10 protein-coding genes and 4 pseudogenes are annotated in these 15,285 nt (G+C 60.5%); 5 read left to right on the top strand and 9 right to left on the bottom strand.

The annotated features are described in order from the left end of the window. Positions 1 to 17: 17 nt before the first annotated feature. Positions 18 to 944 (bottom strand): annotated as a pseudogene (locus tag NKI99_RS22260) (IS5 family transposase); the annotation flags it as partial. A gap of 824 nt (positions 945 to 1,768) precedes the next feature. On the opposite strand from NKI99_RS22260, the gene NKI99_RS22255 reads away from it, so the two are divergent. The 3 genes and pseudogenes from NKI99_RS22255 to NKI99_RS33870 all read left to right on the top strand — a co-directional run. Further along, a complete protein-coding gene (locus NKI99_RS22255) occupies positions 1,769 to 2,530 on the top strand; it encodes a LuxR C-terminal-related transcriptional regulator (protein WP_502905555.1) in 762 nt (253 codons plus the stop codon). A gap of 179 nt (positions 2,531 to 2,709) precedes the next feature. Then, positions 2,710 to 3,075, top strand: a complete 366-nt coding sequence (locus tag NKI99_RS22250; RefSeq protein ID WP_502905554.1) for a transposase — start codon at positions 2,710 to 2,712, stop codon at positions 3,073 to 3,075. 377 nt (positions 3,076 to 3,452) lie between these two features. After that, positions 3,453 to 3,606: pseudogene (locus NKI99_RS33870) on the top strand (IS256 family transposase); the annotation flags it as partial. Between the two features lie 267 nt (positions 3,607 to 3,873). On the opposite strand, the gene istB reads toward NKI99_RS33870, so the two are convergent. Further along, the gene (gene istB / locus NKI99_RS22245; RefSeq protein WP_352611965.1) at positions 3,874 to 4,551 is read right to left on the bottom strand and encodes an IS21-like element helper ATPase IstB; all 678 of its coding nucleotides are present in this window, start codon (positions 4,549 to 4,551) and stop codon (positions 3,874 to 3,876) included. After that, a pseudogene (gene istA / locus NKI99_RS22240) lies at positions 4,535 to 6,100 on the bottom strand (IS21 family transposase). Before istA ends, istB begins: the two are co-directional and overlap by 17 nt. Positions 6,101 to 6,165: 65 nt before the next feature. Here istA and NKI99_RS22235 point away from each other — a divergent pair. Both NKI99_RS22235 and NKI99_RS22230 read left to right on the top strand, forming a co-directional pair. Beyond that, positions 6,166 to 6,333 carry a hypothetical protein gene (locus tag NKI99_RS22235; RefSeq protein WP_352611985.1) on the top strand — a complete coding sequence of 56 codons (168 nt, stop codon included), beginning with the start codon at positions 6,166 to 6,168 and terminating at the stop codon, positions 6,331 to 6,333. Positions 6,334 to 7,052: 719 nt separating this feature from the next. Further along, positions 7,053 to 7,772, top strand: a complete 720-nt coding sequence (locus NKI99_RS22230) for a Crp/Fnr family transcriptional regulator (RefSeq protein WP_352611964.1) — start codon at positions 7,053 to 7,055, stop codon at positions 7,770 to 7,772. Between the two features lie 243 nt (positions 7,773 to 8,015). Here the strand turns inward: NKI99_RS22230 and NKI99_RS22225 are convergent, their stop codons facing one another. The 6 genes and pseudogenes from NKI99_RS22225 to NKI99_RS22195 form a co-directional block, all read right to left on the bottom strand. Then, positions 8,016 to 9,761: an SEL1-like repeat protein gene (locus NKI99_RS22225; RefSeq protein ID WP_352611963.1), complete on the bottom strand. Its 1,746-nt coding sequence runs from the start codon at positions 9,759 to 9,761 to the stop codon at positions 8,016 to 8,018. 46 nt (positions 9,762 to 9,807) lie between these two features. Then, positions 9,808 to 10,359: a beta-barrel domain-containing protein gene (locus tag NKI99_RS22220; RefSeq protein ID WP_352611962.1), complete on the bottom strand. Its 552-nt coding sequence runs from the start codon at positions 10,357 to 10,359 to the stop codon at positions 9,808 to 9,810. Next, positions 10,343 to 10,642, bottom strand: a complete 300-nt coding sequence (locus NKI99_RS22215) for a hypothetical protein (protein WP_352611961.1) — start codon at positions 10,640 to 10,642, stop codon at positions 10,343 to 10,345. The genes NKI99_RS22220 and NKI99_RS22215 overlap by 17 nt, the downstream gene beginning before the upstream one ends. 463 nt (positions 10,643 to 11,105) lie before the next feature. After that, a pseudogene (locus NKI99_RS22205) lies at positions 11,106 to 11,291 on the bottom strand (transposase); the annotation flags it as partial. Positions 11,292 to 11,950: 659 nt separating this feature from the next. Further along, complete coding sequence (locus NKI99_RS22200; RefSeq protein ID WP_352611960.1) at positions 11,951 to 13,297, bottom strand: HlyD family type I secretion periplasmic adaptor subunit; 1,347 nt, start codon at positions 13,295 to 13,297, stop codon at positions 11,951 to 11,953. Then, positions 13,284 to 15,110, bottom strand: coding sequence for a type I secretion system permease/ATPase (locus NKI99_RS22195; RefSeq protein WP_352611959.1), 1,827 nt, complete (start codon positions 15,108 to 15,110; stop codon positions 13,284 to 13,286). Before NKI99_RS22195 ends, NKI99_RS22200 begins: the two co-directional genes overlap by 14 nt. Positions 15,111 to 15,285 lie beyond the last annotated feature (175 nt).

The raw sequence follows: 15,285 nt of genomic DNA, 5'->3' as shown, positions 1-15,285 counted from the left end.
CTCGTCTGAAGTCAAGCCTCGGCAGCCGATGTGCCGCTATGCCGCGTCGTGCGCCCGTCGATGGCCGAACTACGGCCGCTGGTGTTCTGCGCCACATGCGGCGTCACCCCCATCGAGCGCAGCTCGTTGACGAAGTCCTCCGCATCGTAGGCCTTGTCGGCACCGAGCGTGATCGCCTGCGGCCGTTCCGCGCGAGGTTCGATCATGTGCAGTGCGGCCACCCGCTCGGCATGTCCGTCGGCCAGTGTCAGGCAGGCATCGACCAGCAGGCCGTGGCGGTTTTCCATCAGCCCATGTCCCATGAAGCAGAGCTTGGCCTCCTTGCCTTTGCCCTTGCGATAGAGCCGGGCATCCGGATCGGTGGTCGAGCCATGTGTGTCGTTCGAGCGCTTCTGGCCAGGGAAATCCGCTTCGGCGTTGCGCCCGCCGCCTTGAGCCGGCGGCTTGCCCGAGCCGTCTTTTGGCTTGACGCTCTTCATCGACGCCCAGGCCTCGATCAGCGTCCCGTCGACCGAGAAGTGATCCGTCGACAGAAGCCTTTTGACCTTGGGCTGCGCCAGCACCGCGCTCAGGAACTTTGCGGCGATGTCGCCCTCCAGCAGCAGGTCGCGGTTCTTGGAGAACACAGAATGGTCCCAGGCCGCATCGTCAACGCCAATGCCGACGAACCAGCGGAACAGAAGGTCGTATTCCAGCCGCTCCATCAACAGCCGCTCCGAGCGGATCGAATAGAACGCCTGCAACAGCATCGCCCGCAGCAGCTTCTCCGGCAGGATCGATGGCCGTCCGATCGGCGAATACAGCGCCGCGAAGTCCCGCTCCAACGCCGAAAGCGCCTCGTTCACAATCGCCCGAATACGGCGCAACGGATGATCGCGCCGCACCCGAGCCTCGAGATCAACATAACTGAACAGTTCGCCAGACCGGTCGTCCCCGCCGCGCATGCCTCGTTCTCCTAATCTCTCCAGAGACACTGAAATCACGCTCACAGCCTCGCTGCGAGCCACTTTTTCAACAGCCTGCTAGGGACTGCCTGAGACCATGCCGTTATCTGGCGAAGGCTAACGATGAACGGCTTCATCTGCCGACGTCAGCCATGCCCTCAAGGCGGATCGTGCTTGCCATTCCAGAATCAAGTTCGGGAAGTGGGTCGCCGTGCAGGGCGATAGGGGAGCCATGGGGTTGGGCGGCGGTGGCTCCCCTATCCTGTCTCCGCACTTGGTTTCGCAGGACAGGCCGCGCAAGCTCGAGCAGACGCAGGCATTCCAGTGTTCAGCCTGGCCCATACATCGTCAACGAAGCTTTTGGAGGTATGATGCCACGTTCTCAGGAGGTGCGAGCAACCCCCCTACCTTCTATGGGATGAGACCGGCCGGAATCAATCGCAAGCTCGGTGATTTGCCGGGTTGACGGGGTGTGAGTCTGTCTGAGGTGCCTCCAACACAGCGCGGTAGCTTAGGATATTCTGGAGCCTAGTGCGGCGCGGCCTGCGTCTTAGGCTCGGGCCGCTCCAGCCTGTCGAAGCGTTTGGGACCCGTCTTCCTCGAACGCAAAAATTTACCGAAAATTAACTTATGTTAGAGACCCCTAATAAATAGCCCATACACTGCCGAAGCTGCTTTAGATGTCAGCAGCCACGTCCTCGAGGCTAGTAATCCAGCCTTGAGCGTGGAAAATGGGGCGGGTACCAAAGCTTCCAATTCTAAAGAAATGGGGTGCCTATCGGGCGCCATAGGTAGCTTTTCGTTGGGGAAGGGTGAGTGTATGTATGGTTTCCACAGCAGGACTGCATAATTACGGATCGACAAATCAATCAAGAGTTCCGTCCAGCGGCACAGAAAATCTCCACCAAGATGAAGCAGGCAAGAAATACTTGCTCATGTTGGACGGAAGGGCCTTGGACCGAGAGTGTCTCGCTTCGGCCCTCGAGGACCATGAACTGGGCATGGCGGTGGTCGCCATGGGTTCGATCGAAGAATGGCGAGTGAGGAAGGGGACGGCCTCTTCCCTTGCAACCATACTCTTCAACCTTGGCGGCCGGAAGGTGACCGACAATGGCATCGCAGACGAGATCAGGCATATCTCATCCGAGTTCAAGTCAGTGCCGGTGGTTATCCTGGCCGACACCGAGGATCTTGCACAGATATTGACGGCTCTCGAATGCGGCGCACGCGGCTACATTCCGACTTCGGTCGGGATCGATGTGTGTGTCGAGGCGATCAACCTTGCGGCAGCGGGAGGCATCTTCGTTCCGGCGAGCAGTGTCCTTTCGATGCGGCACCTGATTGATTCAGGCAGTTGCGACAGCCGCCCTTTGACGGGCATGTTCACGCTCAGGCAGGCTGAGGTCGCCCAGGCGCTGCGGCGCGGCAAGGCGAACAAGATCATCGCCTACGAACTGAATCTGCGCGAAAGCACGGTGAAGGTCCACATCCGAAACATCATGAAGAAGCTGAAGGCGACCAACCGGACGGAAGTCGCCTACAAGGTCAACGATCTGTTCGCAGACGGAGTTCTGGCGAAAGAGTGATCGCAAGCAACAAGACGGCCCGCCTTGGGGAGCCTGGCGGGCCGTTCTGTACCTTTTGCTATAGTATAAGTTGTCGACCGTGAACAATCCGGACTCTAAGCGGCGACGGAATTGGGCCGGAGCTGAAGCAGAGCGATCAAGAGCGACAAAAAACCCTTCAGCCACCCGTCGCGCCCGGCGTGGTTCTGGCCGACGCCGGATATGGCGCCGACGGCGGTCTCCGCGCGGGCCTGTCCGAGCTCGGTCTGACCTATGTTGTCGGCGTTCAGCCCACACTCAGCGTCTGGCGCCAGGCGAGAGCCCGGTGCAGCCCAAGCCTTGTAGCGGAAGAGGCCGGCCGCCGTCTTGAGTCGGCCGAGCCGACGATCACAAGCCGATTTCGGCCAAGGCCCTGGCCGAGGAGTTCGACGCCGAGACTTGGCGCACGATCGCCTGGCGTGAAGGAACCAACACCGAGCCCAATTCCCGCTTCGCCGCCGTGCTCTTGCGGCCGGCATCCAGGGACTACAATCGGCCCGAGGCTCACGCCGAAGAGTGGCTCCTGATCGAGTGGCCTGAAGGCGAGGTCGAGCCGAGCAACGCCGCCAACCTGCGTTGGCGTGCGCCGCTTGATCTCGCCGTTGAGGCGCTCGATCGGGTTGGTAACCGGTATGATCATGACGGTGCCATCCGATCCCCGCTGGAGATGATCGATTTTTTTCGACTATGATGCGACCATCCAGGACAGGGCACCGGGAGCACGCCAAGTGCGGGCAGGCCGATGTATTCGTGAGCTGCGAGCTCGCGTTAGTAGGTGGCCGCCCCTGCGACCTGCCCGGTTGCGCCGAGAGCGCGGATCCGTAGGTGTCGTCGTCCGCCGGCTCCCGACTGTTTGAGGACAGAGCCGATGAGACGTGTGATTGGAATGGATATCCACCGCAACAAGGACGGGTTGCTCGATGATTTGAAGCAGGCACTTTCTGAGCGGATTCTGAACACCGAGCTTGGACGAGCATCTCGAGGAGGAGCGTGCCGAGGGCGGCGCCAATCGGGATTCTCCGCCCTCGACCGTTCCAATCCAGGCGTCGCTGAGCGAAAATCCACGAGCAATTTCTTCTTTGCCTACTGCGATGATTCCCCGACTTCAAATTGGATAGTAGAAATCCGTCGGCTCTGAACGGCCGCTTCTGTTAGTGTCTTTTTCACCGTGTCAAACGGCTTCCAAAACTGACCCCGGATCGGCGTCCAATTTTGACCCCCCCCCCCTATGTAATACGCGGCGGTCAGCATTCGCCCGGGCGGAGCTGGTCAGGGTTGCGCAGCCCGGGCGAGCGCGGATGGACTGGTCGAGGTGGTTGGGCTGATCAGGCGCGGTTCTTGAAGCGCCAGGACTCGTTTCCGGTCTCGATGATCTCGCAATGATGCGTGAGACGGTCGAGGAGCGCTGTCGTCATCTTGGCGTCGCCGAAGACGGCGAGCCATTCTCCCAATGCCAGGTTGGTGGTGACGATGATCGAGGTCCGCTCGTAAAGCCAGCTGATCAGATGGAAGAGCAATTGCCCACCGGCCTGGGCGAACGGGAGATAGCCGAGTTCATCGAGCACGACGAAGTCGAGCCGGGTGAGGTAATCGGCAATACGGCCCTGCTTGCCGCCGCGGTGCTCGGTCTCGAGCCGGTTGACGAGATCGACGACGTTGAAGAAGCGGCCACGTGAGCCGTTGCGGATCAGGGCGCGGGCAATGGCGATTGCCAGATGCGACTTGCCGGTTCCGGTGCCGCCGATGAGCACGGCGTTGCGCTGGTCGGCGACGAAGGTGCCGTTGGCAAGGTCCCGGACCAGGACTTCGTTGACCGGCGTGCCGTCGAAGTCGAACTCATCGATGTCCTTGGCGATCGGCAGCTTGGCGACAGTGAGCTGGTATTTGATGGAGCGAGCCTGCTTCTCGGCGATCTCGGCCGACAGCAGATCGCCGACGATCTTCGGCGGTTCGTGCTGCCGCTTAATGGCGACGCCCATGATCTCGTCATAGGCCGAGCGCATCCCCTAGAGCTTCAGCGTCCCCATTAGTTCCAGAACCTGCGTGCGTTCCATCAGCTTGCCCTCCTGAGGCTGTCGTAGCGGGCGCAGTCGGCCTGCGGCTCATGCTGCAGGCGAAGCGCGTCCGGGGTGAGGATGGTGATGGCCGGCGCGGGGTCGCGCCGCCGCGCCAGAATGTGGATGATGACGGCACAGGAGCAGACGTTCTGATCGAGCGCCTCCTGGCAGGCGGCTTCCACGGCATCGATGCCGTCGGTCAACACCGCCGCCAGGATCGACACCATCTGCCGATCGCCGTCATGCGCCGCCTTTAATTTGCGTCGGATACGCTCCATCGCCGAAGGCAGAACCCAGCCCTGGAAGGGCGCACCGTTGCGCAGTGCACTGGGCTTGCGGGCAAGGACCGGCATGTAATGCCAGGGATCGTAGATCGTGTCGCCGCGCCCGAAGGAGCGGGCATGTTCGGCGACGACCACGCCGTCCTGGCGGATGACGATCTTGCCGGCATAGGCATGGATCTCGACCGGGCGGCCGACGGCGGTCGACAGCACCGAGTATTTGTTGTTGTCGAAGCGCACCGTGCATGTCTTCGACACCGAGGCCGGCACCGTATGGAATCTGTCGAAGGGACCGCGGTATTCAACCAGCTTGCCACGCTCCTCCTCGAACCCGTTCCAGATCGTTCGTTCCGGTTGCTCGACGTGACGATGCGCCTGGCGTAGGCGACGCACTTGTCATGCAGCCAGGCGTTCAAGCTCCTCATAGGTCTTGAAGCGCAGCCTGGGCGTGAAGAAGCGCTCGCGCACCAGCCCGACCTGGTTCTCGACCTGACCCTTCTCCCAGCCCGATGCCGGCGTGCAGGCGACCGGCTGCACCAGATAATGGCTGCACATCTGCAGGAAGCGGCGATTGTATTGCCGGTCCTTGCCAACGAAGATCGTTTCCACCGCCGTCTTCATGTTGTCGTAGATGCCGCGCGTGCAGGCGCCCCCGAAGAAGGCGAAGGCCCGGTCGTGGGCGTCGAACACCATCTCCTGCGTCTCGCGCGGATAGGCCCTGACGAACATCATGCGGCTGTGGCAGAGCCGGACATGGGCGACCTTCACGGTCACTGTCACGCCGTTGATCAGGACGATCTCGTGGCTCCAGTCGAACTGGTAGGCCTCGCCCGGCGCGAAGAACAGCGGCACATAGGCGTCCGCCGTCGCTGACCCCTGCGCCTTCGCCCAGCTCTTCGCGTATCGGCGGACGGCGTCATAGCCTCCCCGTAGCCGAGGCTGCAAAGCTCTTCGTAAATCCGGATCAGTGTCAGTTGCTCGCGCGCCGCCTTGCCACGGTTGCCATTCAAAAACCCGTCAAGCTGATCCTGCCACGGACCGATCTTCGGCATCGGCTGCCGCTCGCGTTCGTAGGAGAACGATGTCTCGTCGGATCTGAGAATCTTGCGGACGGTGTTCCGCGACACATGCAGTTCGCGGCAAATCCGCTTGAGCGACCATCCCTGCACATGGAAGGCGCGCCGAACTCGGGCAATCGTATCCACCGACTTCATCCCCACACTATCCGCTCGCTACGACGAGCTGATGGTCGCAAATCGAAGCATCAGGGGGGTCAAAATTGGACGCCGATTCCCCGGCTTATGGGGTCAATTTTGCACGCCGATTCACAATCCTGCTCGAACAGAACGACGAATGGGCCGTGCAGCGCGCCAGATACATGACGCTGGAAACCATCAGCCAAATGAGCGATGATCCTCTGATCAGCCTGCCAGCCGTGGCACGCTGATCAGCCCGGCCCCCTGCCGGAGAGCGCGGCGACCAAACCCTCAGCTACACCACTCCCTGGGACACGATCTGATAGGGAAGTAGGAGCTACGGCGAATTCGGTATCCCTTGCCTCTGTGTCGCGGCCGCAAAGCGGGATAGTATGCTCCTGGAAGATGCCTGAAGAGGCATTGAACGACCTCTCCCGATCATGAAAATGCGGCTAACTCGTCGAGGCGTTGTAACTTTGAGACATGAACCATCTTGTCCGAACGGTTGAGACGCAACGATGGCCAAAAAAAAAGTCCGTGCCAGGTCCAGCGGTGACCTTGTCAAGCTGCTTGCTACAAGGCCCAGAGCGGTGGCGCTTGCTGCGCTGCACGTGAGTGAATCGGTGCTGCTGGAGCTCGAGCATCCGAGCTGTTGTCAGCATCACAGATCAGAGGGCTGCTCAAGGACGCGTCGACGACGCTACGAAATGCCGGCGAGCAAGTGGACAATCGCAGCTGCCTCATCGCAAGCGAAATAGTCGATTCAATGCGAGTAAATTTCAAGAGGAATAAGACTTAGCCGTGCCGCCCTGTCGCCGTCGCCCAGCCGGTGGAACCTGTAATCCTCAACGAAAAAGTGCCCTCGCCACGCCATCGATAGTGGCCATTGAGGATTTTCTTCACATCAATTTTAATGTACTGTCTCGGCGAGGGAGGTAGTTCGGGCGGTAATTGGACGGGTTGCTTCTGAATGACGTACACTTCACATCCATTTTTGCGCGGGAATGAAAATCGCCCGTCGTATGTCGGGCTTAATGACGACGATGCGGCGCTAATCAAAAAGCTGGGATTCACCCCGAAGCGCTACCTGGCTGAGACGGTCATCGTCAGTCAGGGTGAGGCCTGCGATCGCATGTTCATGGTCGAGTCGGGCTGGGGGTGCATTTCTCATGAACTCGCGGGCGGGCAGCGACAGATTCTGGACTTTGCGCTGAGAGGCGACATCGTCCTACCTCAGTCATACGCGCGCAACGCTCTTGAAACGTTTGTGGCTCAAACCGAACTTTCGGTTCTGGTGGCTTCGACCAAGACATTTACCGTTGCTGCTATGCAGTCGCCCCGTCTGTTCTCCCTTGTTGTCGAAACCCTCGTGCACAATGCAGCGGTCATCGCTCAACATCTCACCAACGTAGGACGGCGCAGCGCCTTGGCGCGGACAGCGCATCTGTTCCTCGAACTGGAGGCGCGTCTGGAAAGAATCGGCTCCGTCACCCGCCACAGTTATGAATGCCCTCTCACCCAGTACGATCTCGCGGACGCCCTCGGCCTCACTCCCATTCATGTCAACCGAATGCTGCGGGAACTGCGCGAGCGCAAGTTTCTCGAATTTCGTCAGGGCCATGTTTGCGTGCTCGATCAGCAGGGCCTGACGAAGTTTGCTGGATTCGAGCAGGAATATGTCGAAGGTTAAGGCGTCCCGGCATGCGACGGCAAGCCAGCAATCATGTGTTCCGCGATAGCGGGCATCCGGGCATCGGGGCAAGATGGGGGACAGGCTTTCCTGGGCAGCATCCACCTCCGGCGGCGGATCTGTTCCGCCGCGCTCGATCCCACCTGGCGCTAAGGACGAGTCACGCCTAGAGAACCGCGAAGAGATCGCGTCTAGAAACGAAAAACGAAGATGGCCCGGGCACCCGTTGGGTGTGCCCATCCGCTACTGCGTCCAGCCCGTCGGCGGCGAACTATAGAGTTCATCGGCGGCTTCCCGAACACCCTGCGCAACCGCTCGCTCGAGCCAAACGCGACCGGCTACCGGGTTGTGTTCGCCGGCGCGACCATTGCAGAGATAACGGCCGAGCATGAGTTGGGCATGGCCATGTCCCCGCTCGGCGGCGGCGGCGAACCATTTCTGCGCTGCCGCCGGGTTGAACGATAGACCCTCGCCGTTCGCGTACTGTGCGCCGATCGCAAACATAGCCCCGGCGTGCCCGGCCGCGGCTGCCCGCTTGAACCACTGCGCGGCAGCCTGGGGTAAACAGGCGCCGCCACGCCCGTTGAAGAGCATTTCGGCAAACGCCACCTGCGCGTCGACCATGCCAGCGTTGGCCGCCCGCTCAAACCAGAAACGGGCTTGTTTCTGATCGGCAGCCACGCCGCGCCCATCCTGAAGCATTCGCGCGTAGGCATATTGCGCGTCGGCCACCCCTTCGGCTGCCCGCCTCACCCATTGCGCAGCCTGCTCCTCGTCCTTTCGCACGCCGACGCCCTCAGCAAAGCAGAGTCCGAGGTTGAACGCTGCAATCAGATCGCCTGATGAGGCGGTCGCCTCGAACCATCCAGCAATGCTGGTGCCGTCGTCGGGCTCGCCCACTCCTGCGATGACCAGATTGGCAAAGTCGACCTGCGCTTCCTGATTTCCTCCTTTCGCCGACACGCGCAGCCAGCGCGCTCCCTCTTCGACGTCCCGGGCGACTCCGTTCCCGGAAAGATAAAGCGATGCCAACGCACGGGCGGCAGCCTGATGGCCGGCATCAGCCGCCCGTCGGTACCATGTGGCGGCGTCCGCATAGTCCGGCGACGAACTCTTCACACGCCGATCGCCGAGCCGATAGGCTGCCTCGACATTCCCTGCCAATGCCGCGCGGCGCATCCACGTCTCTCCGGCCACGACATCTAGATCTGCAAGGTCACCATCGATGAACCCCAGTCCCAACCGGTACTGGGCTGCGGGAAGGCCTTTCTCTGCGGCGAGCTGATACAGTCGCGCGGCTGCCGCCCGATCAAGCGGCACGCCCTGCCCATGTTCGGTCAGGACGCCAAGAAGGTAGATTGCGGTCGGCAGGCCGGCCTCGGCAGCACGTCGCACTTCGGCGGCAACCTTGACCGTGTGCGCAGGTTGCCGGCGCCGGGCGAGGGAAAGAGCAAGACCCAGGCATCCCTCAGGGCAACCGGCTGCTGCAGACTTCTCATACCAGCCATGCGCCGCATCCAGATCGCGCATTGCTGCGGGCCCTTTGCTAAGGATAAAGCCTAGGATTGCCTGCCCGGTTGCGGAGCCAGATTCGGCTGCTTTTTTTGCCAGACCGAGCGCTGCGGCGAATTCCGGCTCACGCGAGGAATCCCGTTCGAACAAGCTTTGCGACCCGATGTGATTGCCGTCGGGTTCCTGCCCGGCCAGTCCAGCCACGTATAGCGCGGCGAGAAGCGACTGGGCGTCGGGGCTGCCGTGGTCGGCCGCTCGCCGGAGCCAGCGCGCGCTTTCCGACCTGCTTGGCGGCACACCCAAGCCCTCGAGATAGCAGCGGGCGACGCGGTATTCGGCCTCGGCGATCCCGGCGCGTGCCGCAATTGCCAGCAGCGGAAAGGCTTCTGAAAGCTTGCCACCGTCAGCAAGCTGGATCGCCCGGCGCAATACTAGCGCTGTAGGGGCGTAGGCAGTCAGGCGGTCAAGGATTGCCATCGATGCGAGAACGCATACCTCCATTTGTCGCGCACGGCGCCCGAGCCTACGGCTCTCTCATCGCTTCTTGGCCCACGGGTAGTATGGCACCGAGAATATACTTGAGCACGGTACGGCGGCCGACCTTGACATCAGCGGTTACCGGCATGCCAGGCACGATCGTGAAACCGGCCGGCACGCCATGGAGGGCGACCTCGTCGATGGAAATCTGCGTGCGATAGAACAGGTCAGCGTCCGGCGGCAGCATGGCCAACGAGCTGTTCGGGTCGCGCGCCTGTTCCTGGGCCGAGAAGGAATCCGGACTGACCGCACGCACGGTGCCATGAGCGAGGCCATATTGCGAATACGGAAAAGTATCGAACTTGATGGCCACGGGGTCGCCGACGTGCACGAACCCACTGCTGCGGCCGACAATATTCGTCTCGATCTCAAGCAGCGCGTCGTCCGGCACCAGCGTGATCAATCGGTCGCCCGATTGCAGGATCGAGCCGACGGAAACCTTCGCCACTGATTGAACGACAGCATCTGCCTCGCTCTTGAGTTCGACCAGCTGTTTCCGCAGCTTTGCCTTGTTGAAAAGCTCACGGGCATCGGACATACGCGAACGTGCCTCCGCCAGGCCCTGCGAGACTTCTGCGCGCCAGGACATAGCCGTCGCGGTCGGCGGCCACCGTCGCCTGCTGTCGCTTGGCGGCTTCTGATGTTTGCTCGGCGTTGCCGAGGGCCCGGGACATTTCCGCCGAGTTGTCCTCGGCCAGGAGCGTATTGAGGCGGCTCCCCACCTGTCTTGCTTCCAGTTGCTTGCGCATCTGTTCGATCGAGGCCGCGACGGCCAGCCGCTGGCGGTAGCCCTCAGCATCGGACTGCGAACGCGAGATCACGGAACAGGGGGGTTCCGGGCCATAGCACCTAAGGAATGAAGGAGGTGGCGTCAGCCGAGACAGCGGTGCGCGCAGCTTCTCGCTGCAGGCACGCACCGGTCGAGACGGCCGTGCCAAAGTTGCTCAAGAATGTGAAAGTTCACAACCTATTCCGGAGAGACCGACCATGACCAATTCAGATGCCCGCCGCGGTGCTGGTAGCGATCGACATTGCCAAGGTGCAATGAAGTTCTGATCGAAGCATCAGGGCACAAGCGCCGGCGTCGCCTTTTGGTCCTCAATACCTGTGCTAAGCACCACCATCTGATCGAAGTGCTGCAGGCGCACGGCCGCCCTGTGGTCGGCGCCTTTGTGGCGACCGGGACCTATCACCGGCCGATAGCATGTCGCCTGGCTGAAGCGGGTTTTGAGTTGCGGCTAGTGTCGTTGCTGGCGCTGGCCCGAACACGAAAGCGTGTCGCGATTAATTGGCCTCATATCCGGCAGCTTTGAAGAAGTTTCTGCATTCGGCTGGGTCGAACAGGTGGCAGATATCGCCGAGGGCATCGCTGAGTGCGTCGAAGGTTCTGGCCGCCTTCTTTCGCAACCGCGCCTTGAGTTTTGAGTAGGCCATCTCGATCGGATTGAGATCGGGCGAGTATGGCGGCAGGAGGTGGCGGAAACGATACATTTATCTACACGGCAGCGTCCGATTCCACGGCTGGGGCAACCAACTATGACGTTATCGCCTCGATTTCGTGTCGCTCGCCGGCGTCACATCAGCCAATTGTACTCCACTGGGCTCGGCAACCAGCCAAGTCGCGGCTCATTCGGTGGCTTGGTTTTTCGACACGGCCCACAATCAAACAGTCGTACATGCCAATCTAAGCGGAACCGCTGAGCTGAGCGGCGCAACAGATGAAATCCATCTGAACGGAATCGTCCCCCTTTCGAACTCAGACTTTGTGTTTCATCCATAAAGGGGCTATGCGCGATGGTGCCCCGTTACGTGTGGCCGGGTTTTTGCCGTGGATTTTTTGTGGTGTACGAGGTCCGTCACCTCATCACCGGACGTCCCTTTGAGCGAAAGGGACGCGCTTATCGTTCAACGCGTTGATGTCGATACGGGATACACCGTCATGATGCACGATCCGTCAGCGCCCACGATGCGGCAGCTCCACGGTAGTCGACGAGGGCATTGGCCCGTCGAGGTTTGGTACATCCCAGCGGACGACATCCACTTCATCTGACCTTGAACGCGGCGGGGTGCGAAACAGCCGCAAATCGAGACTAACTGGGCCCCCTTGTATCCAACGGGCCGTGGCCGGTCTATCTCTCACGAAAGGCGCGCTGGAACGAATCCACCAGGGGCTTGGTCAGATAAGCCAGAAACGTTCGTTCGCCGGTTGCGATGAATGTTTCGACCGGCATGCCTGGATAGATCTGCTCGGGCTTGACCTGCGGTGGCAGCTTGTCGGCCATTTTAAGCCGGACGGTGAAGTAAGGCAGTCCCGTGCTGGGTGTGATTAGCCGATCCGCCGAAATGTAGAACACCTTTCCTGGCACTTTCGGCGTCGTGCGCGCGTTGAGCGCCGTGAACATCATGTTCGCATCCTGCCCCACACGGATTGAGTCGATGTCTTCAGGCTTGATCTTTGCCTCGATGATCAGCTCGTTCGTGGTCGGCAGAAGCTCCATCACCACCTCCCCCGCTCGGATGACGCTGCCTTCGGAATTGTAGAGCGAGCGGACGATGATGCCGTCCACCGGCGCCCGGATGGTTGTCCGCTCCAGAACCGATCGAGCAGCGTTGATTTGTTCCTCGAGGTCCGCGACCTGTGCCCGTGCCTTGTTCAGTTCCGTCACGGCATCCTCGACCCGGCTGGTTGTAAGCCTTTCAATCTGCTGACGCGCTTCTACGGTCTGGGTCGCCGAGCTGGCAATCTGCGCTTCCAAGGATCCTGCCTGGCCGACCAGCTCTGCGGTGCTGCGCAGAAGATCGGTGTATTCGGAACGATTTGTAAGCCCTTTTTTCAGTAGCTCCTTTTTTCTTTCCGTCTCCTCGTTGACGATCGCAAGCTGATTTTCCGCTGCCTCTTTCTGTGCCTTTAGCCCGACAACGGCGTCCTGAAGGGCTGCCACCCTTTGCTTCAGAATTCCCTGCTCCGCGGCATAACGCGCTAACCGCGCCTGAAATTCCTTGTTTTGCTCTCCGAAGACAGCGCTGTACTCGGAAGCGCTTGAATAGGCTCCCAGGTCGTTGGACAAGACGATCTTCTCGAGGCCGTCCCGCTCTGCTTCGAGCCGCGAAATTTCGGCCTTTAGTGCGATCCACTGCTTAAGAACGCGGTTGAGCTGAGACTGCGCCACCGTCGGATCGAGCACGATCAGGGGCTGGCCCCTCAAGACCCTATCACCCTCTCGGACCTTGATGCTGCTGACCACACCTCCTTCGAGGTGCTGGATCATGACGTTCTGCCCTGCTGCTGCCACCACCCCTGGCGCGATCGTTGCTCCGGCAATCGGTGCAGTGGCTGCCCAGAACCCGAAGCCGAGCACGAAAACGGCCACGCTTGCATATCCCGCCAGCGTGATCCGATCTGTGCGGGTATCGATGTTGCGCTGCCAGCGATACACCTTGGCGCCCGTCTGGACAGTTTGGCTAGGAGCCGTCATTAGCGACCTTTACCTCCACGCGAGCCGCTGACGGGAAAGGCACCACTCCTTCGTTGTCATGCGACCGAGCGGCCGCCGCCGCCGCCGCTTGGCCCCGTCGCTGGGCAAGTTGGTCGAGCACGTCCTTGGTCAAACCGTAGATCTCGACCTGGCCATTGAGCAGCATGAGTATACGATCGCATCTGGAAGCGAGCGAAGGCCGGTGGGTTATAACGAGCACGGTCGTTTTTCGTGAACGCGCCTCGATGATCGCCCGCTCGAGTGCGGCTTCGCCGTCGGAATCAAGATTCGCATTGGGCTCGTCGAGAACCAGAACCTTGGGATCGCCGTAAAAAGCGCGCGCAAGCCCAATGCGCTGACGCTCGCCACCCGAGAGGCGAACGCCGGTCGGTCCGATCACCGTCGAATATCCATCCCTCTGACCCAGGATAAGCTCATGCACCTGCGCCTGCTGGGCTGCTTGAACCAATTTCTCATCAGAGGCATCTGGCTCAAAACGCGCAATGTTCTGGCCGATGGTCCCTGGGAAAAGTTCCACATCCTGCGGAAGATAGCCAATATGACGACCGAGTTCCTCCGGATCCCAGTTTCGCATATCGCCGCCATCGATGCGGATCGCCCCCGACCGGGGCTCAATGGCACCGACGATGAGGCGCGCCAGCGTCGATTTTCCGGCCTGGCTTGGCCCGACGATCGCGACTGTTTCGCCGGCGGGGACTTCAAAGGTCAAGCGCTTTATCAGCGGCAGCGCACCGTCGGCAGAACCTGGAAGATGATAGATTATTTGATTAACACTCAACGCCCCTTGAGGCGTCGGCAATGCCACATTATCCTTTGGTCCGGACCTTGATTGGGCAGCTGAAAGCCGCTTCCATGCAAGATTGGCGTCGATGATCTGGCGCCAACTTCCAATGATCTGATCAAGAGGTTGCAAGGCGCGCGCCGAAATCATCGAGGACGCAAATATCATACCGGCGGTCATCTCATTGTGCAGAACCAGATAAGCGCCGACACCCAATATCGCGATTTGCAGGACGGAGCGTGTTGTGCGGGACACACCGCCATAAAATGCATTGGTGCGAGCAAGCCCATCCGAGGCGTGCAAAGAGCCGGAAAAACGGGCGCCCCAGAACTCTATCGCGTTGGACACCATGCCGAGCGCGCGAACCGTTTCGAAGTTTCGCGCGAAGGCCTGCGCCGAGTTCATTGCCGCGTTAAGATTCTCCGCCGCCTCCTTGCCAGGCCGCGAACTCGCGGCCTGGTTCAGCACGGCGATGGAAACCATGAGAACCGCTCCGACGACCGTTACCAGGAAGAGCAACGGGTGGATGAAATAAAGCAGGCCCGCGAAGATGGGCCCAAAAGGGAGGTCGAATAGAAAGAAGATGGTTCGCGAAGCGATGAATCCCCGCAGCGTTGCCAAGTCGCGCAGGGCCTGGACGTCGCCAAGCCCGGCGCGTGGGCCGCTCATTGCTGCAAGAAAAGACGATGCACCCAAAGCGACATCGAGCCGCGCAGCGAGCCGGCTCGCATATATACCACGCACGACTTCGAGCACTCCGAAGAGCAAGAGCGACGAAAGCGCAAGTAAGGTCAGGTAGGTGAGAGTGTCCAGATTGGCCGCAGGCAAAACCCGATCATATACCTGCAACATGTAGAGAGGCAGAATTAATGTCAGGGTGTTCACGACCGCGGAGAAAAGGCCCATTTCGACCAAGCTCCTTGATAGCACCTTTCGGTTTGTAGAACTGGATATCCCCAAAATTACCCCCCCGGGGAACAGCACGCATATTAGGCGATGTTTATATATCATCCGAACTCGTTATGCCATCTCTCCCTGAGTTCTGCTTGATTTGAAGGAGACTGCGAGGCCAATCGCGCTGTTCGGCGTGTCGCGACCACCCACTGAACAGCAAAAAGATCGGTGATTGGGGCTCCGGCGGCCTCCCTGCATGGGAGTAGCGGGAGGTCGGTCTTCCGGGCAGGCT

This window comes from Mesorhizobium sp. M0239, from assembly GCF_040321815.1.
In the GTDB taxonomy this organism is placed as follows: Bacteria; Pseudomonadota; Alphaproteobacteria; order Rhizobiales; family Rhizobiaceae; genus Mesorhizobium.
The sequence above is the reverse complement of the archived record's forward strand: the minus strand, read 5'-3'. Positions and strand labels throughout refer to the sequence as shown.

Coding starts and splice junctions, on each gene's coding strand:
- NKI99_RS22255 (WP_502905555.1), top strand. CDS start 1,769: ATGGTTTCCACAGCAGGACTGCATAATTACGGATCGACAAATCAATCA.
- NKI99_RS22225 (WP_352611963.1), bottom strand. CDS start 9,761: ATGGCAATCCTTGACCGCCTGACTGCCTACGCCCCTACAGCGCTAGTA.
- NKI99_RS22220 (WP_352611962.1), bottom strand. CDS start 10,359: ATGTCCGATGCCCGTGAGCTTTTCAACAAGGCAAAGCTGCGGAAACAG.
- NKI99_RS22195 (WP_352611959.1), bottom strand. CDS start 15,110: ATGATATATAAACATCGCCTAATATGCGTGCTGTTCCCCGGGGGGGTA.
- istB (WP_352611965.1), bottom strand. CDS start 4,551: ATGCGCTCGGCCTATGACGAGATCATGGGCGTCGCCATTAAGCGGCAG.
- NKI99_RS22200 (WP_352611960.1), bottom strand. CDS start 13,297: ATGACGGCTCCTAGCCAAACTGTCCAGACGGGCGCCAAGGTGTATCGC.
- NKI99_RS22230 (WP_352611964.1), top strand. CDS start 7,053: ATGACGTACACTTCACATCCATTTTTGCGCGGGAATGAAAATCGCCCG.